The sequence below is a fragment of the Stutzerimonas kirkiae genome, from assembly GCF_004327335.1.
Classification (GTDB): Bacteria; Pseudomonadota; Gammaproteobacteria; order Pseudomonadales; family Pseudomonadaceae; genus Stutzerimonas; species Stutzerimonas kirkiae.
Map to the genome: position 1 here is coordinate 112,334 of NZ_QJUO01000008.1, position 19,815 is coordinate 132,148.

Here is a 19,815-nt window from a genome sequence, read left to right on the forward strand (position 1 = left end):
CTCTTCGCCGCCATCCCTGGCGGCGAAGGCCCCGTCCCACCACCAGGCATCCGCACAGCCACTCTCGGCGCTGCCTGTGGGAAAGAGCCGACGAAACCGCAAACCCTACGAATGACTCGGCACTGCACTGGCGGCTCTTTCCATAGCCACCTCGGTATTTACCGCGAGCCCTGCCAGCTCCATTACGAAACCTTCGTCGGCAGGGACGCCGATAAAGAGCGCCCCCTTCTCCATGAGCGACGGGTTCATGCGTGTTTCGTCGCGGGGTTGGCCGGGTTCGCGACACCACGGACAGGCGAACACCGGCAGCGGTCTACGGCTAATCGCGGACTTGACCGCCAACCCGGTCGCGCTGTCTTGTCCCCTGAAGGATATAGACCTGTCCGGGAGCGGACGCAGGCGAGCCCGCTCGCGTATTTCTAAGGTTGCCAGCCGCCACCGAGGGCCTTGTAGAGGGCGACGATGGCGCTGTACTGCTCGACCTCGGCCGAGGCCTGGGCGTCCTCGGCTGCCAGGCGTTCGCGCTCGGCATCCAGCAGCACCAGGAAGTCCACCGTGCCTTCGCGGTAACGGATCGTCGCCTGGCTCGCGGCGGCCCGGCTGGCCTCGGCCTGGCGCACCAGCGAGAGCAGGCGCTGCTGGCGCTTGGCGTAGTCGCTGAAGGTGTTCGCCGCTTCCTCCAGGGCCAGCAGCACCTGTTGCTCGTACTGCGCCAGGGCACCGTCGGCGTCGGCTTCCGCGCCACGCAGGCGGGCTCGTACGCTGCCGAGGTCGAAGGCCGCCCAACTGATGCCCGGCGTCACACTCCAGGCGCGGGCAGCCGATGCGCCCAGTTGCGAACCGCGCCCGGCGGTGAAACCGAGGAAGCCGGACAGGCTGACCCGTGGGAACAGCTCCGCCGTGGCCACACCGATCTCCGCCGTGGCTGCGGCCAGGTGTCGTTCGGCGGCCTGTATATCGGGACGGCGACGCAGCAATTCGCTGGGATCGCCAATCGGCAGGGCCTTGGCGATGGCCGGCAGCGGCCTGGCGGACAGGTCCAGGTCCAGACGCTCGGGGCGCTGGCCGAGCAGGGTGGCGATACGGTTGCGTGCACGCACCTGCTGCGCCTGCAACTGTGGCAGGCTGGCTTCGGTGGCGGCCAGGCGGGCATCGGCGCGCAGTACGTCCAGTTCGCTGCCGACGCCGGCGTCGCGTAACTGTTCGGTGATGTCGCGCGAGGCCTGCTGGTTCTGCAGGTTGTCGCGGGCAATGCGTTCGCGCAGTTGCGCACCGCGCAGGGTGCCATAGGCGTCGACCAGTTCGGCGATCAGACTGACCTGCAACTGGTAGTAGTCGGCTTCGGCCACGTCCATACGGGCTTCGCTGGCCTCCAACCGGCGCTGGATACGGCCGAACAGGTCCAGCTCCCAGGCCGTATCCAGGCCGAGGTCATAGCGTTCCTGGCGGATACGCTGTTCGCTGGCCGGTGGTTGCCGGCCCTTGCCGAATTCGCCGCCAAGGCGGCTGGTCACGGTGGGGAAGCGGTCGTTCGCCAGGTCGTCGCGGATCGCCCGTGCGGCCCGCAAGCGGGCGAAGGACACCCGCAGTTCGCGGTTGCCAGCCAGCGAGCGTTGCACCAACTGGTCCAGGGTCGGATCTTCGAACTGCCGCCACCAGGCGCTTTCGAAGCGCGAGCGGTCGTAGTCGGCGGCCTCCAGGGAGGCGATGCGCATCGGTTCGCTGGCCGGTGCCTGGTAGTCCGGGCCGACGGCGCAGGCGCAGAGGGCCATGCTCAGCAGGGCGGGGGCAAGGACTTTCATGCATGCACCTCCTGCTGGCGGGCGGCTTTGTTCGCTTGGCGTTTCTCGACGAAGGCACGGATCAGCACATAGAACACCGGAGTCAGCAGCAGGCCGAAGAAGGTCACGCCGATCATCCCGGAGAACACCGCCACGCCCATGGCATGGCGCATTTCCGCGCCGGCGCCGGTGGACAGCACCAGCGGCACCACGCCCATGATGAAGGCGATGGAGGTCATCAGGATCGGCCGCAGGCGCAGGCGGCAGGCCTCCAGCACGGCGGCGACGCGATCCAGGCCTTCCTCCTGCTTGTCCTTGGCGAACTCCACCAGCAGGATGGCGTTCTTGCACGCCAGGCCCACCAGTACGATCAGGCCGATCTGGGTGAAGATGTTGTTGTCGATACCGGCCAGGATCACCCCGATGATGGCGGCGAACAGCACCGTCGGCACGATCAGGATCACCGCCAGCGGCAGGCTCCAGCTCTCGTACTGGGCGGCCAGCACCAGGAAGGCCAGCAGCACGCAGAGCGGGAAGATGAAGATCGCGGTGTTGCCGGCGATGATCTGCTGGTAGGTCAGGTCCGTCCATTCGTAGCCCATGCCGTTGGGCAGTTCCTCGGCCAGCAGCCTGGCGATCGCCGCCTCGGCCTGGCCGGAGCTGTAGCCCGGGGCGGCGGCGCCGTTGACCTCGGCGGTGAGGAAGCCGTTGTAGTGCATCACCCGGTCCGGGCCGGCGCTGTCCTCGACCTTGACGAAGGCGGACAGCGGTACCATTTCGCCACGCGCGTTGCGTACCTTGAGCTGGCCTATCTGCTCCGGCTCCAGACGGAACTGCTGGTCGGCCTGGACATTGACCTGGTAGGTGCGGCCGAAGCGGTTGAAGTCATTGGCATACAGCGAGCCCAGGTACACCTGCAGGGTGTCGAAGATGTCGCTGATGGCCACACCGTGGGTCTTGGCCTTCTCGCGGTCGATGGCGGCATCCACCTGCGGCACGTTGACCTGGTAGCTGGTGAACACCGACAGCGGGTTCAACTCCGGTAGCTGGCGTGCCTTGCCCAGGATGTTCTGGGCCTGCAGGTACAGTTCGTCGTAGCCGAGGTTGCCGCGATCCTGGAGCTGCAGGCGGAAGCCGCCGATGGTGCCCAGGCCCTGTACCGGGGGCGGCGGGAAGATGGCGATGTAGGCGTCCTGGATATCGGCGAAGCGCTCGTTGAGTTCGGCAGCGATGGCGCCCGCGCTCATCGACGGCTCCCTACGCTGGTCGAAGGGTTTGAGCGGGGTGAAGACGATGCCGCTGTTCGGACTGTTGGTGAAGCCGTTGATCGACAGCCCGGGGAAGGCCACGGTGTTCTCCACGCCCGGGTGCTCCGCGGCGATGGCGGACATGCGCTTGATCACTGCCTCGGTACGGTCCAGGGTAGCGGCGTCCGGCAACTGGGCGAAGGCCACCAGGTACTGCTTGTCCTGTTGCGGCACGAAGCCACTCGGTGTGCTGGCGAAGCCCAGGTAGCCGAGCACCAGCAGGCCCGCGTAGACCAGCATGGCGATGCTGCTGCCGCGCAAGACGCGGCGCACGGTGCCGACGTAGCCGCCACTGGCACGTTCGAAGAGGCGATTGAAGGGGGCGAACAGCCAACTGCCGAACAGTTTGTCGAGGAGGCGCGAGAAGCGGTCCTTCGGCGCATGGTGGCTTTTCAGCAACACGGCGGCCAAGGCGGGCGACAGGGTCAGCGAGTTGAAGGCCGAGATCACCGTGGAGATGGCGATGGTCAGCGCGAACTGCTGGTAGAACTGCCCGCTGAGGCCGGAGATGAAGGCGGTGGGCACGAATACCGCGCACAACACCAGGGCGGTGGCGACGATCGGTCCGGTCACTTCCTTCATCGCCTGGCGGGTCGCTTCCAGGGGCGATTTGCCAAGGCCGATATTGCGCTCGACGTTCTCCACCACCACGATCGCATCGTCCACCACGATACCGATGGCCAGCACCAGGCCGAACAGCGAAAGCGCGTTGAGCGAGAAGCCGAACATATGCATCACGGCGAAGGTGCCGATCAGCGACACCGGTACCGCCGCCAGCGGGATGATCGAGGCGCGCCAGGTCTGCAGGAACAGGATCACCACCAGCACTACCAGCACGATGGCTTCGAGCAGGGTGTTGACCACCGCCTTGATCGAGCCGCGGACGAAGATGGTCGGGTCGTAGACGATCTGGTAGTCCATGCCCTGGGGGAAGCTCCGCTTCAGTTCGGCCATGCGCTCACGCACCGAGTCGGAAATCTCGATGGCGTTCGAGCCGGGGCGCTGGAACACTGGCATGGCCACCGCCGGCTGGTTGTTCAGCAGCGAGCGCAGGGCGTACTGGCTGGAACCCAGTTCGATCCGGGCGATGTCCTTGAGGCGGGTGATCTCGCCCTCGTCGCCAACGCGGATGATGATGTTCTCGAACTCTTCCTCGCTGACCAGCCGGCCCTGGGTGTTGATCGACAACTGGAAGCTGGTGCCGGCGTCGGCGGGTGGGGCGCCGAGGGCACCGGCGGCGACCTGGCGGTTCTGCTCGCGGATGGCCTCGACCACGTCGCTGGCGGTCAGGTTGCGCGAGGCGACCTGGTGCGGGTCAAGCCATACCCGCAGCGAATAGTTGCCCATGCCGAACAGTTGCACGTCGCCGATACCATCCAGGCGCGCCAGTTCGTCCCTGACGTTGAGCGCGGCATAGTTGGACAGGTAGAGCATGTCGTAGCGATTGTCCGGGGAGGTCAGGTGCACCACCATGGTCAGGTCCGGCGAGGCCTTGTCCACGGTCACGCCGAGGCGCTGCACCTCGGTGGGCAGGGTCGGCTGGGTGCGGGTCACGCGGTTCTGCACCTGTACCTGGGCGTTGTCCAGGTCGGTGCCGAGGGCGAAGGTGACGGTCAGTGTCAGCTTGCCGTCATTGGTCGACTGCGACGACATGTAGAGCATGCCCTCGACGCCGACGATGGCCTGCTCCAGCGGCGAGGCCACGGTTTCGCCGATCACCTTGGGGTTGGCACCGGGAAAGCTGGCGCGCACCACCACGGTGGGCGGCACCACTTCCGGGTATTCGCTGATCGGCAACTGGAACAGCGAGATGGAACCGCCGATCAGGATCAGCAGCGATAGCACAGCGGCGAAGATCGGCCGCTGGATGAAGAATTGCGAGAAATTCATCGGGTGGTCCTCAGGGCTTTGCGGCGCACGGCGCGCCCTGCGATCGGGTAGGGTGCGTCGTGCGCACCAGGCTTCTTGTCAGCCGCGCGGCGAGCGGGCGTCGTTGCGTTCGATGGCCAGGCGTGGCACCTGGCTGCCGTCGACCTCCTGGCGCATGCGGGCCAGTTGCGCCAGGGTTGGCTCATCGGCCATGGGCACCACCTGCGGGTCGACGCTGGCCCCGGGTACGGCCCGTTGCAGGCCATTGACCACGATCCGCTCGCCAGCCGCCAGGCCGGTGCGCACGATGCGCAGGCCCTCCAGCTTCGGCCCCAGCTCGACGGCGCGGTAGGCCACACGGTTGTCCTCGTCGAGCACCAGGACGAACTTCTTGCCCAGGTCGGTGCCCACGGCTTCGTCCTTTATCAATGTGGCCTGGTAGGGACGGCTGCCCACCAGCCTCAGACGCACGTAGAGCCCCGGCGTGAAGCGACGGCCGGCGTTGTCGAACACCGCACGGCCACGGATGGTGCCGGTACGTGGGTTGACCTGGTTGTCGAGGAAGTCCAACTGGCCCAGGTGAGGGTGCCCATCCTCGTCGGACAACCCCAGTTGGACCGGGCTGGAGCCCCGTGCATCGGTCCCGGCCTGGCGCGCCAGCTCGAGGTATTTGAGAAAGGCGCGCTCATCCGCATCGAAATAGGCATAGACCCTGTCGGTGCTGACCACCGAGGTCAACAGGCTCTCGCCGGCGCCGACCAGGTTGCCTTCGGTGATTTGCGCACGGCTGGCGCGGCCGTCGATGGGCGAGGTAATACGAGTGAACGCGAGGTTCAGCCGGGCGTTTTCCAGTTCCGCCTGGATGGCTGCGACCTGTGCCCGGGCCTCGGCGGCGGCGCTGCTGCGGGCCTCGGCCAGCTCGGTGGAAATGGCATTGCTCTGGCGCAGGCGCTCGCCACGGCGAGCTTCACTGTCGGCGCGGGCAAGGCTGGCGCGGGCCTGCTGCAGTTGTGCCTCCAGGCGCCTGACCTCGGCCTGGAAAGGACGCGGATCGATCTGGAACAACAGGTCGCCTTGGTTCACCAGCCCGCCCTCGGCGAACGCCACACGGTCGATATAGCCGGAAACGCGCGGGCGTATTTCTACCGATTGCGGTGCCTCCAGGCGACCGGTGAACTCGTCCCATTCGTTGACCGGCTGTTCGATGACCTCGGCCACACTGACCTTGGCCGCCGGCATCTGCGCCTGGTGTTCCGAGGGCTGGCTACAGGCGCCGAGTGCCAGCATAGCGGCCAGTGCCAGGGGAAGCATCCGGGGATTCTTGTAGGGTTGCTGCATGGGTGACTCCGCCAGTCGGATTTGTGGATGGCGGGAGTCTGCTGTGAGCAATGCGGTTCGACGAATCGAATGGTTCGAAGATAACTATCAGCCGGAATGATTATTCGTAGGGGTTATATCGATATCGGACGATGCGATATGAGCTGCCGCGAGCGCACAGTGACTCGGTACATGACCAGGAGAGAAGGGGGGTGGCAGCTCGCGAGTATCGCCATGCGGGTTGGCGAATGACACTCTGGTATCAGGAGAACGCCTTCACTGCCGCGGATCGGCAGCGAGGGCGTACCCGGAGGGAACCGCACAGGGGCCCGGCAGGTCGCTCGGTGGTGATGGCCCTGGGGATCGCTATCGAAGATGCGGATAAGCTGCATCATGCTCTGGTCCACATGGTCGAGGATATGGCAATGCAGCACGAAATCGCCGGTATAGCGCTGGTAGCGAGTGCGCACGACGACTGTGTCGAGCTCCTGTTTCGGTGCGAGGAATTCGGCGGGATTTTTCACCCTCAGGGTATCTTTCCAGACCCCTTTGAGGCATCGGTCTGTGGGTCGTTATCGTCTTCGGCGTCGGTTCCACTGACGCCTCAAAGACTCATGTTTGGTGGCGCTGAACGCTTGCGGCACCTGGGCATTGGCCCGCCAGCTTGCGAAATTGCAGGTTGAGCGTGTCATGTACGCCACCATGGATAACGCTTCCAGCGTTCGACATTGCCGGCGATGGCGCCAGTGAATGTGGGTTTGCAGTTCTTCAGGTCGGCGCTGAGACCGAACAGGTCATGGATAGTGGTAAATCGCCATGGGCCATTTTTACCAGTCGGCAAGCTGAAAATGTGCTGGTGACATCCGTTACTTCGCATAATGTATATTATGTTAAATAAAGTAGAGGATAGTGGCCCCCCGTTCCTCCTGGTCGCTACCGATCACTTTGCCGCTCTCTCTTGCTTGTGCTCCAGCGACAAATACCTGAATGCCCCGGTTCGGGGCGCGCCACCTCTGCTGCATCGAGACTATTCCCGGAGGGCCGAATGTTTGGGAAACCCAGTGACAGCGCCATTCGAGCGAGACTTTAGGCACGGACAATGGCAGCACCCTGGCACCGGATAACTCGAGTACAGCGGATATTCCGCTGAAAGGTTACAGACAGTGACACATCCCTTGGTCATCACTGCACAATCATGGTGCGCATCATTCGGTTTCCTTTACCTATCGACAGGAAATCTGGCTTTCCGGCCACGAAACCCTTGGTTTTCTATCTGTTTTTTCAAAAGTGACGATAAACTTGGCCGCTAAAGCCCATAGCGGCAGGTCAATTCACTCCGTTTGCATGGATTGACGAGTGCCTGGGCTGCCGAAAGTGCTCAAAACCCTTACTTTATAAGCATAACAATATGATTTAAAAGAATTTTTAGTATAACGTTCCACGCCATGGCACATTTCCGGAGGCTTTGCCCCGGTTGGCATGCTTGCTGCCAGTGAATCGGCGCTTCCTATCCAGACTGGACCAACAAGGACTCATCAATGGACCAACTGCTCGCGATACTTTCAGCGATAAACTCTTTTATCTGGGGCCCCTTCCTTCTTATTCCCCTCCTCCTGCTGACCGGCCTCTACCTGACGATCCGCCTGCGTGGCTTGCAGTTCCGCATCCTCGGGCATGCCTTCTGGCTGGCCTTTATCAAGCGCACGGAGAAAGGCGATGTACCCGGGGACGTGTCCCACTACCAGGCGCTGGCGACCGCCCTCGCGGCGACCGTCGGCGTCGGTAATATCGCCGGTGTTGCCACGGCTATCGGGATTGGTGGACCGGGCGCGCTATTCTGGATGTGGATGACCGGCCTGGTGGGCATGGCCACCAAGTACTCGGAGGCCCTGCTCGGGGTGAAATACCGTGTCACCGACGCCAAGGGCGAACAGAGCGGTGGCCCGATGTACTACCTGACCCACGGTGTCGGCGGCACCTTCGGCAAGACGCTGGGTATCGCCTTCGCTATTTTCGGGGCCCTGGCGTCCTTTGGCATCGGTAATATGGTGCAGGCCAATACCGCCGCGCACCAGTTGTATTCCACCTGGAACATTTCCCCTACCGTCAGCGGGCTGTTCCTGGCCATCGGTACCGCGGTAGTGATCATTGGCGGCATCAAGAGCATCGGCCGTTTTGCCGCAGGCGTTGTACCCGTGATGATCGTGCTCTATATCATCAGTAATGTCGCGGTACTGGTGGTTTTCGCCGACAGGCTGCCGGACGCGATCGCGCTGGTCTTCACCGATGCCTTCAGCGGCAGCGCCGCCGCAGGTGGCTTCCTCGGATCGAGCATCATCCTGGCGGTACAAATGGGTGTGGCCCGCGGGATTTTCTCCAATGAGTCAGGCCTGGGGACTGGTGCCATCGCCGCTGCCGCGGCCAAGACCAGCAAGCCGGTACGCCAGGCCATGGTCTCGATGACGCAGACCTTCCTGGATACGCTGATCATGGTCACGCTGACGGCATTCGCCATCATCGTCACCGGCGCCTGGACCCAGGAAGGGCTCAAGGGCGCACCGATGACCGCCTGGGCGCTCGAGCAGGGCCTGGGAGGCGGCTGGGGCATCTACACGGTCACCATTGGCGTGCTGGTCTATGCCTACACCACCATCCTCGGCTGGTCCTACTACGGCGAGCGCTGCATGGAGCGGCTGTGGGGGCGTGTGGCCGTGATGCCCTATCGGCTGATCTTCTCGGTAGTGGTCTTCATCGGTGCGGTCACATCCCTGGAAGTGGTATGGACCTTCTCCGATATCGCCAACGGCCTGATGGCCCTGCCCAACTTGATCGGGTTGCTGCTGCTGTCGGGCGTGGTGGTCAAGGAAACCCGCGACTACATGAGCCGCAAGAACTGGAAAACCGAAGACTGACAGCCCCGTCGCCCCGGATCGACGCCGGGGCGACGGCTACGTCGTTTCACTCCGCGAGCGGCGTTCGCATGGTGACGAACTCTTCCGCCGCGGTCGGATGGATACCGAGGGTATCGTCCAGCATCCGTTTGGTAGCACCGGCTTTCAAGGCCACTGCCAGTCCCTGGATGATTTCCCCCGCCTCCGCGCCAGCCATATGGCAGCCGAGAACCCGGTCGGTTTCCGCGTCGACCACCAGTTTCATCAGGGTGCGTTCCTGGCTCTCGGTCAGGCTCAGCTTCATTACCCGGAAACGGCTCTGGAAGACGCGGACCTGGTAACCCTGTTCGCGCGCCTGCTCCTCGGTCAGCCCGACGGTCGCCATGTTGGGAAGGCTGAATATGGCGGTTGGAATGCCATCGTAGTCGACCTTGCGGTATTCCTGCGGCTGGAACAGCCGACGGGCAACCGCCATGCCTTCCGCCAGGGCCACTGGTGTCAGTTGCACCCGGCCAATGACATCGCCGATCGCCAGGATCGAGGGTACCGATGTCCGGTAGTGCTCATCCACCGCGATATAACCGCGCTGGTCCAGCTCGACCTGGCTTTGCGCCAGTCCGAGGCCTTGCAGCATCGGCTTGCGGCCCGTGGCGTAGAAGATGCAGTCCGCCACCAGCGTGCCGCCATCCTTGAGCGTAGCCAGCAGGCTGCCGTCGGCCTGCCTGTCGATACGGACGATATCGCTATTGAAGCTCAGCTCGACCCCCTTGCGCGTCAGTTCTTCCTGCAGATGCGTGCGCAGAGCCTGGTCGAAGCCCCTGAGGAACTGTTCGCCACGGTACAGCAAACGGGTCCGGGCACCGCAGCCATGAAAGATCGAGGCGAACTCGACGGCGATATAGCCACCGCCGACCACCAGCACCCTTTCCGGCAGCGCATCCAGGGCGAAGACCTCATTGGAGGTGATCGCATGTTCCTTACCCGGGATATCCGGCAGGCTCGGCCAGCCCCCGGTGGCGATAAGGATATGTTCGGTGCTGTAGCGCCGCCCCTCGACTTCCACCGTGTGGGCATCGACGATACGTGCATGGGCTTCCAGCAGGGTGACCCCGCTGTCCAGCAGCAGCTTGCGATAGATACCGTTGAGCCGCTGGATTTCCCGGTCCTTGTTGGCAATCAGGGTTTTCCAGTCGAAACCGGCACCTTCGATATTCCAGCCGTAACCCGATGCCTGCTCGAACTCTTCGGCGTAGTGCGCCGCATAAACCAGCAGCTTCTTCGGTACACAACCGACGTTGACGCAGGTACCGCCCAGGTATCGGCTTTCCGCGACGGCCACCCGGGCGCCGAATCCCGCGGCGAAGCGTGCGGCCCGGACGCCGCCGGAGCCGGCACCGATGACGAACAGATCGAAGTCATGACTCATGGGCATCAGCCTCCTTCAGGTCCTGTGAACGGTACGGCCATGACCTTGGGCCTCAGAAGGCCTTGCCGGTCTGGTAGAAATGCTCGAAGCAGAAGTTGGTCGCCTGGATGTAACCCTCGGCACTGCCGCAGTCGAAGCGCTGCCCCTTGAACTTGTAGGCCAGCACGCAGCCGCTCTTGGCCTGTTTCATCAGCGCGTCGGTGATCTGGATTTCCCCGCCCTTGCCTGGCTCGGTCTGTTCGATCAGGTCGAAGATATCCGGGGTGAGGATGTAGCGGCCGATGATCGCGAGGTTCGATGGCGCCTCTTCGGGCTTGGGTTTTTCCACCATGTGGCTGACCCGGAAGATATCGTCGCGGATCATCTCGCCGGCGATCACACCATAGCGGCTGATCTCTTCCGATGGCACTTCCTGGATGGCGACGATCGAGCAGCGGAACTGGTTGTACAGCTTGACCATCTGCGCCAGCACCGGGTCGCCATCGAGATTGATGCAGAGGTCATCGGCCAGCACCACGGCGAAGGGCTCGTCGCCGATCAGAGGCCGGCCACTGAGGATCGCATGCCCAAGCCCTTTCATTTCGACCTGGCGGGTGTAGGAAAAACTGCATTCATCGATCAGCCGGCGGATGCCGACAAGGTATTTTTCCTTGTCGGTATTGCGGATCTGCTGTTCGAGCTCATAGCTGATATCGAAGTGATCTTCCAGCGCGCGCTTGCCGCGGCCGGTCACCATGGCGATCTGGTTCAACCCGGCCGCCAGGGCTTCCTCGACGCCGTACTGAATGAGCGGCTTGTTGACTACCGGCAGCATTTCCTTGGGCATGGCCTTGGTTGCGGGTAGAAAGCGGGTACCGTACCCGGCTGCCGGGAAGAGGCATTTCTTGATCATGGGATTCCTTGGGAAATATTCCAGTCCGCGCCATGCAACGAACCGCACTGGAGAAAACACCGGCGGGTCGAAGCGGCCTGATAGAGGTTATGACTTGCCATGCTGGAAGCAAGGTCCGCCTGCATCAAGGGCTTTACCGGCAGCATTGTAGCCTGCCCTGTCGCCAGGGGGCAGTCCACCGACTTTTTCCAAATAACCATATGAAAAGTGGATTTCTAGCCGATATCCTGTACAAGATTCGCTATGGCATCTGGCCATGCGCCGCTGGCACGCGAGACAAGTAATACAGACCCGCCATTTTGCTCATTCGGTGGTAGCCGAGGGAAAGAATGAATAAAGCGCCAAGTTCACGACAAATGTCCGTCCAAACCAAGATAAACCTCGCACTCGTGCTGGTATTCGCACTGGTGATGTCGGCATCGCTGTTCTTTGCTGCCAGCACGGAAAGGAAACTGGTGCGCAATGTCGTCGAGCAGCAGACCAAGGATGCCGCCGATTCTTATTTCGACAGCATCAATACCATGATGCTGACGGGTACCATGGCCCAGCGCGAGGTCTTGCGTACGAAGATTCTCTCCAGGCCGGGAGTTACCGAGGCCCGCATCATCCGTGGGGAAGAAATAACCAAGTATTTCGGCGCCGGCCACGATCACCAGGCGCCTGTCGATGAACTGGATCGGCGAGCGCTGGAGGGCGAGTCGATCGTCCAGGTCGACGACAATGGCGGCAGCCGGGTGCTCACCGTGATCAACCCGATCCATGCCGAGAAGGACTATCGGGGTACCAACTGCCTGACCTGCCACGCTGTTCCGGAAAATACCGTGGTAGGCGCCGTGCGCATCAGCTACGACCTGAAGGAGCTCGATGCGGAGGTCAACCGCAACATCTTCATCTCTGCCGGCATCCAGTTGCTGCTGTTGCTCGCGGGCGTTCTGGTCATGGGCTACACGGTGCGCCGCGTGGTCATCAGCAGGATCAACGCCATGCGCCATACCATGGAGTACATGACCGCCAACGAGGACCTTGGCCGCAGCGTGGAGACTGATGTACGGGACGAAGTCGGCGCCATGGGCCTGGCATTCAACCTCATGATCGAGAAATTCCGCAGCAGCCTGGTGGCCGTGGCCGGCGTGACCCGGCAGTTGGGCGAAGTGTCCACCCGCGTCTCCTCGGTCGCCGAGGAGACCCTGACCGCGGTGATGGAGCAGCGCAGCGAAACGGATATGGTCGCCTCGGCCATGAACGAAATGAGCGCAACCGTCCAGGAAGTGGCGCGCAACGCCTCGCAGACGGCGACCGCCTCCGCCGATGCCGATGTGGAATCCCGCTCGGGCGTGAATGTCGCCACCCAGGCTCTCGAGGGTATCGAGGCACTGATTCACGAGATCGAGAAAGCGGCAGGCGTCATCCAGCAGGTCGAGAGCGATAGTGCCAATATCGGCATGATCCTTGGCGTCATCAAGGAGATCGCGGAGCAGACCAACCTTCTGGCCCTGAATGCGGCGATCGAAGCGGCCCGGGCGGGGGAACAGGGGCGTGGTTTCGCGGTTGTCGCCGACGAAGTACGTACCCTCGCCTCGCGCACGCAGAAGTCCACTGAAGAAATCCAGGCGATGATCGAACAGTTGCAGAGCGGTTCGCGCAATGCCGTGCAAGCCATGGATTCCGCGCAACAACGTGCGCAGAGCGGTTCAGAGTGCGTCGGCAAGGCAGCGCAGAGCCTGAGCGTGATCGCCACGGAAGTGGCGACGATCAACGACATGAACACCCAGATCGCCACGGCTGCCGAGGAGCAGAGCGCGGTCGCCGAGGAGATAAACCGCAACATCAACACCATCAGCCATATTGCCGACAGCACGTCCAGTGGTGCGACGCAGACCTCGCAGATCAGCGAGGAACTGGTGCAACTGGCTGCCGAACTCAACCGGCTGGTGGGACAGTTCAAGCTCTGAAAGCATGGCAAGGCGGCATTCGCATTGCAGTGAATGCCGCCTCAGCAGGCTCGGGAGGGCCGATCTTCCCCATTCCTTGATCTGGAACAGTCGGTGCCGTCGTGCTGATCGTCGATAATCCCCCTGCGTGCGCTGCTCTCTGCGGACGTGCGACTTTCCTATCGAACCGATTCCGCAAGGTGTGCCGAACATGGCCCAAACGCTGAGTTTCAACCGCGCCCTGGTCAAGAAGTATGACCGCCCTGGCCCCCGTTATACGTCCTACCCGACTGCCCCGCAGTTCCATCAGGCCTTTGCCCTGGACGATTACCGGACCTGTGCCCGCGAAAGCAACCAGTTGCCAATGGCGAAACCCTTGTCGGTATACATCCACATCCCGTTCTGCAAGAGCCTCTGCTACTACTGCGCCTGCAACAAAATCATCACCCACAAGACCGAGCGTGCCGCCCGCTACCTGGCTTATCTCAAGCGCGAGATAACCATGCAGGCCGAGCTTTTCGACCCGCAGCGCAAATTGACCCAGTTGCACCTGGGGGGCGGTACGCCGACCTATTTCACCGATGAGCAACTGGCGGAACTGATGCAGGCACTGCGCGATGCCTTCAACCTGGACGACAGCGATACACACGAGTTTTCCCTCGAAGTCGACCCGCGCACCGTGACGCCCGAGCAGATACACCGGTTGCGGGCACTGGGCTTCAACCGGCTGAGCTTCGGGGTGCAGGACTTCGATGAGAAGGTGCAGCAGGCCGTGAATCGCATCCAGAGCGAGGAACAGACGGTCGAACTGGTGCAGGCTGCCCGAGAAGCCCGCTTCAAGTCTGTCAGCGTCGACCTGATCTATGGCTTGCCGCTGCAGACCGAGGCGAGTTTCCGTACCACGCTGGACAAGATCATCGATCTGCGCCCGGACCGTATCGCCGCCTACAGCTATGCCCACCTGCCCCATCTGGTCCGTGCCCAGCGGCTGATACGACCGGAAGACATGCCCCCGGCTGAACGCAAGCTGGAACTGCTGGAGCTGACCATCAAGCGCCTGACCGCAGCCGGCTACGTCTATATCGGCATGGACCATTTCGCCCTGCCCGGAGACGAGTTGGCGCTGGCCCGCAGCAACGGCACGCTACAACGCAACTTCCAGGGTTACTCGACCCATGCCGATTGCGACCTGATCGGCCTTGGCGTTTCATCCATCGGCAAGGTCGGTGATGGCTACAGCCAGAACGTCAAGGAGCTGTCCCAGTACTATGCCCGCCTCGACGAAGGGCTGTTGCCGATCCAGCGGGGCTACCGGTTGAATGCGGACGACCGGCTACGTCGGGATGTCATCATCTCCCTGATGTGCCATGGCTATGTCAGCTTCGCCGAAATGGAGCAGCGCCATGCCATCGATTTCAGGCAGTATTTTTCCGCAGCGCTGGAAAAGTTGGCGGAGGCGTGCCGCGATGGCCTGGTGGAAATCCGTGACGATGCGGTCGTGCTGCTACCCCAGGGGCATCTGATGATGCGCAATGTGGCGATGGCCTTCGATGCCTACCTCGAGGGTGAAACCCAGCAGCGCTTTTCCCGTACGGTATGATTTCAGGTGTTCCGGCGTCTGAATCGCCGCTGCGGGGCGTCGTCATCCGCCCTGGAATACTCCATCTCCTTGACGCGGATCCGGCAGTGCTTCATGGCATTGACGATATGCTTTTCCACCATGGCCTTGGAGATGTTCATCTGCTGGGCGATCTGGTCATGGTTCAGGCCTTCCAGCTTGCGTAGCAGGAAGGCCTGGCGGCAGTTGTCCTGCAACTCTCCCAGCGCCCGTTCGACCATCAGGGCACGCTCCTGCTGGTACAGGTGCGCGACCGGCGTCCTGAAGGTGGACTGCTCCACGGGGCTGACCTCCTCGAGCGAACGCGTCGGGCGTTTGGCGCTCTCGCGATAGAGGTCCGTCACGAGATTGAGGGCGGTACGGAACAGATAGGCCTGGGGATACTCGAGCACCATCTTGTTGTTGATGGTGTTCTCCAGCACCTTCGCATAGGCCTCTTGCGCGATGTCACGGGCCTGTTCCTGGTCCCGCAGCTTGATTACGAGGTACCGAATCAACCGTTCGTAGTATCGTTCCATCGTCACGTCGCAGCGCCCTCCCCCTGGCATTGATGATCGCAGGCCTATGCAGCCTGCTCCTCAAAACGCGGCGAGTATAATAATTCTCATGACAGATAAGAAGTACTTTTCGAGTTAAAGTGACGAATGTATGAGTTCGCTTTATATGCCTAATCGAGGCAATTCGACCCTCTCATTATTCAGTTCCGATGAAATTTGTGATTCAGTGAATGGCAATGGCTGCCAGAGCCCCTTGGCGAACAGTCTGGTCTGATCGTGACGATGCACGGAGCCGGCTTCGGTTGCCTGGGAAAACGCCAGCAAACCCCGGGCGATCGGTCCCTGCTCGGTAAAACTGACCAACTGGATATAGCTGCTCCCACCGACCACCTCTCCGGAGTCGTTCGTCTGGATCACGTTGTAGACACCCAGCGCCCCTGGGCCCCCGGGGATCGCTATACGTTCGCCTTCCGGTGTGCTGGCGAATTGACGGAAGTGCTCCTCTGCTTGGTGGCCGATATCGAGCAGAATCTTCTCCAGGTGCCGAGCGATATCCTCGCGTTCCAGGTCTACCCCCCGTGGCGTGTCGAGCGGGTCCGCGGCATCGAAAGCCTGCCGCCATGGGTTTTCCAGGCGGGCGAACTCGGCCATGAATGCCTGGAAATACCACCAGCCTGGTCCGGCATCGCTGTCTGCCTGCCGGTTCCAGCGTGCCAGTTCGCCACATACCTTGCGCAAATCGGCCCTGCCTTCACAGAAGGCCAGTACATCGTCGAGCATCAGGTCGGCCATGTGGACGCGGTTATCGGTCACCAGATGCTGCAGGAAGTCCTCGCCGATCGGGCCGCCTTGCAGCCCGTCCAACTTATCCAGAGCGAATCGCGTTCTGGGGTTCAGTGGTATTTCCGAACGACTGGCCAGGGGCGAGAAGCCCACCAACGGCTCTGCCGGGTTGGTCATCCAGGCGCTGTCATTGGAGTTCTGTACGAAGTCTCGTCGCTCCAGTACCGGCTGAGAATCGGCCGGCAGGATACCGTCCTGGGCCGTGCCTTCGGCAGTCTGCCAGGCACAGGCACTGCGACTGCCGTCCAGCCCGGGCAGGCCGGCTTGCAGAAGTCGCGAATCCGCGCATGACTGCAAAAGTTGAACGGGAACATTGGGGACCACGGAGGCGTTCATGAACAGGCTGTTGCCCTGGTCGTCCGCCGCCAGGGTATTCACCCAGGGAATACCCTGCTGCCCTTCTATCGAGCTGCGCAGGGTCGCAACACTGCTGGCCTGGTTGATGGCATACCACTGGGCGATGGCACGATGGTTGTCCAGGTTGGCATCTCTCAATGCATAGGCATGCTTCTCGTCCCAATCGGCGACGCCTGGCCATTTCAGCAAAGGTCCCCAGTGCGAGCTGTAGATCACCCGTTGCTGCTGTTCCAATTTCCCGCCCTCGCCCATTACTTCTATGCGGATGGTGTGCCGGTCAAAGGGCCGGCTGCGACCGTCCAGCAGGTAATGACCTTCATTGGCAGGGTCCAGATCGAGGCGGAACAGTGTGAAGTGGCTGGAGGTATCCACGGTGTGTGTCCAGGCCAGGTGCTGGTTGAAGCCGATATTGATCACTGGCAGGCCTGGCAGGGACGCCCCCATGACATCGAGCTTTCCTGGGATTTTCAGGTGCATCTGGTAGAAGCGCAGTGCCCCGCCCCAGGGAAAGTGCGGATTTGCCAGCAGGCGGCCTCTGCCATTGCCGCTGCGCTCGCCACCTACGGCGATGGCGTTGCTACCCCGTTCCAGGGCGAAGCGATCGAGCCTGGGAGCTGTACTCGCGATCGCCTTGGCGGGCGCCAGCCCCGGTGGTGTGGCTGTGGTGATGGCCACGAGAAATTGACCTGCACCGCCTTCGACCATGAGTCGCCGGATCAGCCGAACCAGGTCCTGCTCGTCCAGTGGCCTGAGCCAGGGCTCGCCATGGCATGATGATCGCCCCGCGTGTTCTTGCAGATAACGATTGAAGCCATCCGCATACCCGGACAGCAACTGTCGTATCTCCCTGGGCTGGGCCTCCCAATAAGCGGAAATGGAGCGTTCGTCGTTCAGCCAGCGAAAGAAAAAGTCCGACTCGATGTTGGCATGCCGGGCAGAAGAAACACCTTGTCCACCGAAGTACTTCGAGCGTTCACCGCGGGCAGTCAATACTTCATTGGCCAACAGACACAGGTTGTCCCTGGCATAGGCATATCCCACGCCCAGCCCCAGCCCCCTCTCGTCGCTTGCCGTGATATGAGGAATGCCCAGCGATGTCCAACGTATCTCGGTGTTTGACGGAGCTTTCTCGTGGGTTCTGTTGCTGCAGCCTGAAATGCAACAGAAGGAAAGAACCAGAGCGAGCAGAATGGATGGATGCCGCTTGATCATGATGAAGGCGCCCTTGTGCAAGTGATCCACACAGGAACGAGGGTGCTCTTGGGGAAATTAGCCGTGCTCACCAAAGCCCATGGGACGGCGCATACCCATCAGTCGCTTCACACCTTGAGCGTCAAACCCGGCAGGAACTATACTAATGTTCGTTACAGCTTGGTCGTTATCACAAACAATCAATGTGTTTTTCGTGCAGATTCGTCCAGAATTTTCACTATTCGGCTTTATTGAGTAATTTCGCCCATGCATAGCCCTAACTCTTCCGATGAGAGCAGCGAACGCATCACCCATGAGGCCGCTCATTGGTGCATCCGCGTGCATGAGGCCGATTTCAGCCCTAAGGAACGCGCACGCTTCGAACAGTGGCTGGCGAGCGACCCGGCCCACCGACTGGAGTTCGAGGCGATGCAGGACATCTGGACGACCAGCGAAGCTATCTCCATACAACCTGAACTTCGCATGGGGAAGCCCCCTGTAGTTCCTCCGCGGAGCCATCGTCAGCCTTCCTTGCGGTACTACGCTAGGGCCGCCACCTTTGCCTTGCTGGCGCTGCCCGTCGCGGCGTTCCTTGGCTGGAAGCAAGGCTGGGTTCCCAACGACTACCAGCGCTACTCGACGGTTGCCGCCAGTGAGGAAGTCACCTTGGGTGATGGCTCGACTGTCGTCATGAATACCAACACGCGATTGACCTACCTGAATTATATCGACCGCCGCAGCGTCACCCTCGATGAAGGAGAGGCCTTCTTCAAGGTTCATCATGATGCCAGTCACCCCTTCGTGGTCAGTGCCGGCAGCGGCGAGGTGACTGTAACGGGCACCCAGTTCAATGTCTGGAAGTACGATGGGCAGGTCGTCGTGACCCTGACGGAAGGATCGGTCAAGGTAAATGGCGATAATCACTCCCAGGGGCAGGAGGTCCGCCTGACACCAGGCATGCAGGCCAGTTATGGTGGGACGCTGCGCAAGCCGCTGACACGTACTGTCGATACCGGGCAGGTCATGGCCTGGCAGGAAGGCAAGCTGATCATCGACGATCTGACGCTGAATCAGGCCCTGCCCATGATTAATCGCTACCTGGACAGCCCTGTCGTTCTAGGTGACAAATACGCTGGTGAGCTGCGTCTCGGCGGTATCTACAACACCCAGGATATCGCTGGCCTGGTGCAGGCGCTGCCGAGGGTTCTGCCAGTACAGCTCGCCCGCAACAAGGAAGGCAATACGGTCATTCGCTACAAGCGCAGTTACTCGCCGCTGGAAATCCGCTGAAGGGCGGTGCGACCATCTTGCCACTGCCTCTCCCCTGGTATGGATGCTAGAGTCCGCTCGTGCAGATACAAATATCCCGCCAGCCAGCGAACCTCTCCCTCTGATCCGAAGGTATTTCGTGTAGCACGGACGCGCCTGGACGCAGGTCGGTCGCGTGCAGAGGGTTCATCACCACCAGGTGGAACGCATGGGCTTCGACAAGCTGCTCCGTATGCATATGGAAGTATTCCGGTGTGCTCCAATACCCGGGAGCGCCCAGTGTATTCAGGCCGGGGCCGGCTGACATGAGTCGCTTGCAGGTTAGCCGGCACTCGAAGGGCCTCGCCTGGCTCGGCCTGTGCGCCATGCTGCTGATTTATACCGGCCCATTGCTGTCGCAGATGCAGCAGGCCGGGCATGCGGAGCATCATGCCGCAGCCGGGCATCACCACGCGGGCCACGGCCATCACACGCCTGAACGATACACGCTTGCCAGCGCGCTGGATGCCTGTGGCTATTGCACGTTACTGCTGAGCAGTCCGGCGCTCGGCTCCAGTCGTCCCTGCCTTCCGACCTGCCCCATCCATGGCAGGACACTGCCGCCGGCCCCGTACCGCATCATCAGC

The 19,815-nt window shown here is 61.9% G+C and carries 13 protein-coding genes; 5 read left to right on the forward strand and 8 right to left on the reverse strand.

Annotated features, from left to right (window positions below; genetic code table 11):
* Positions 1 to 419: 419 nt before the first annotated feature.
* The 4 genes from DNJ95_RS07040 to DNJ95_RS07055 all read right to left on the reverse strand — a co-directional run bounded on the left by DNJ95_RS07040 (position 420) and on the right by DNJ95_RS07055 (position 6,798).
* The gene (locus DNJ95_RS07040; RefSeq protein WP_131184010.1) at positions 420 to 1,802 is read right to left on the reverse strand and encodes an efflux transporter outer membrane subunit; all 1,383 of its coding nucleotides are present in this window, start codon (positions 1,800 to 1,802) and stop codon (positions 420 to 422) included.
* Entirely contained in the window at positions 1,799 to 4,978 is a 3,180-nt protein-coding gene (locus DNJ95_RS07045; protein WP_131184011.1) for an efflux RND transporter permease subunit, read from the reverse strand. Before DNJ95_RS07045 ends, DNJ95_RS07040 begins: the two co-directional genes overlap by 4 nt.
* A gap of 78 nt (positions 4,979 to 5,056) precedes the next feature.
* Positions 5,057 to 6,295, reverse strand: coding sequence for an efflux RND transporter periplasmic adaptor subunit (locus tag DNJ95_RS07050; RefSeq protein ID WP_131184012.1), 1,239 nt, complete (start codon positions 6,293 to 6,295; stop codon positions 5,057 to 5,059).
* 113 nt (positions 6,296 to 6,408) lie between these two features.
* Positions 6,409 to 6,798 carry a multicopper oxidase domain-containing protein gene (locus DNJ95_RS07055; RefSeq protein ID WP_338069373.1) on the reverse strand — a complete coding sequence of 130 codons (390 nt, stop codon included), beginning with the start codon at positions 6,796 to 6,798 and terminating at the stop codon, positions 6,409 to 6,411.
* 1,014 nt (positions 6,799 to 7,812) lie between these two features.
* Between DNJ95_RS07055 and DNJ95_RS07060 the strand changes: the two genes are divergently transcribed.
* The gene (locus tag DNJ95_RS07060) at positions 7,813 to 9,186 is read left to right on the forward strand and encodes an alanine/glycine:cation symporter family protein (RefSeq protein ID WP_131184013.1); all 1,374 of its coding nucleotides are present in this window, start codon (positions 7,813 to 7,815) and stop codon (positions 9,184 to 9,186) included.
* A 46-nt stretch (positions 9,187 to 9,232) separates the two neighbouring features.
* On the opposite strand, the gene gorA is transcribed toward DNJ95_RS07060, so the two are convergent.
* A complete protein-coding gene (gene gorA, locus DNJ95_RS07065; RefSeq protein ID WP_131184014.1) occupies positions 9,233 to 10,591 on the reverse strand; it encodes a glutathione-disulfide reductase in 1,359 nt (452 codons plus the stop codon).
* A 52-nt stretch (positions 10,592 to 10,643) separates the two neighbouring features.
* Entirely contained in the window at positions 10,644 to 11,483 is an 840-nt protein-coding gene (gene galU / locus DNJ95_RS07070; RefSeq protein ID WP_131184015.1) for a UTP--glucose-1-phosphate uridylyltransferase GalU, read from the reverse strand.
* Between the two features lie 329 nt (positions 11,484 to 11,812).
* Here galU and DNJ95_RS07075 point away from each other — a divergent pair, with 329 nt between their 5' ends.
* The gene (locus tag DNJ95_RS07075; protein WP_131184016.1) at positions 11,813 to 13,435 is read left to right on the forward strand and encodes a methyl-accepting chemotaxis protein; all 1,623 of its coding nucleotides are present in this window, start codon (positions 11,813 to 11,815) and stop codon (positions 13,433 to 13,435) included.
* A gap of 190 nt (positions 13,436 to 13,625) precedes the next feature.
* Positions 13,626 to 15,014 (forward strand): oxygen-independent coproporphyrinogen III oxidase, encoded by a 1,389-nt coding sequence (gene hemN / locus DNJ95_RS07080; protein WP_131184017.1) that lies wholly within the window; start codon positions 13,626 to 13,628, stop codon positions 15,012 to 15,014.
* Positions 15,015 to 15,016: 2 nt separating this feature from the next.
* On the opposite strand, the gene DNJ95_RS07085 is transcribed toward hemN, so the two are convergent.
* Both DNJ95_RS07085 and pvdQ read right to left on the reverse strand, forming a co-directional pair.
* Complete coding sequence (locus DNJ95_RS07085; protein WP_242671928.1) at positions 15,017 to 15,550, reverse strand: sigma-70 family RNA polymerase sigma factor; 534 nt, start codon at positions 15,548 to 15,550, stop codon at positions 15,017 to 15,019.
* A gap of 141 nt (positions 15,551 to 15,691) precedes the next feature.
* Positions 15,692 to 17,941 carry a bifunctional acylase PvdQ gene (pvdQ, locus tag DNJ95_RS07090; RefSeq protein WP_131184019.1) on the reverse strand — a complete coding sequence of 750 codons (2,250 nt, stop codon included), beginning with the start codon at positions 17,939 to 17,941 and terminating at the stop codon, positions 15,692 to 15,694.
* 246 nt (positions 17,942 to 18,187) lie between these two features.
* Between pvdQ and DNJ95_RS07095 the strand changes: the two genes are divergently transcribed.
* Together DNJ95_RS07095 and DNJ95_RS07100 are read left to right on the forward strand one after the other, a co-directional pair.
* Positions 18,188 to 19,210 carry a FecR family protein gene (locus DNJ95_RS07095; protein WP_131184020.1) on the forward strand — a complete coding sequence of 341 codons (1,023 nt, stop codon included), beginning with the start codon at positions 18,188 to 18,190 and terminating at the stop codon, positions 19,208 to 19,210.
* 284 nt (positions 19,211 to 19,494) lie between these two features.
* The coding region (locus DNJ95_RS07100) for a DUF2946 family protein (RefSeq protein ID WP_131184021.1) at positions 19,495 to 19,815 on the forward strand (321 nt) is incomplete at its 3' end.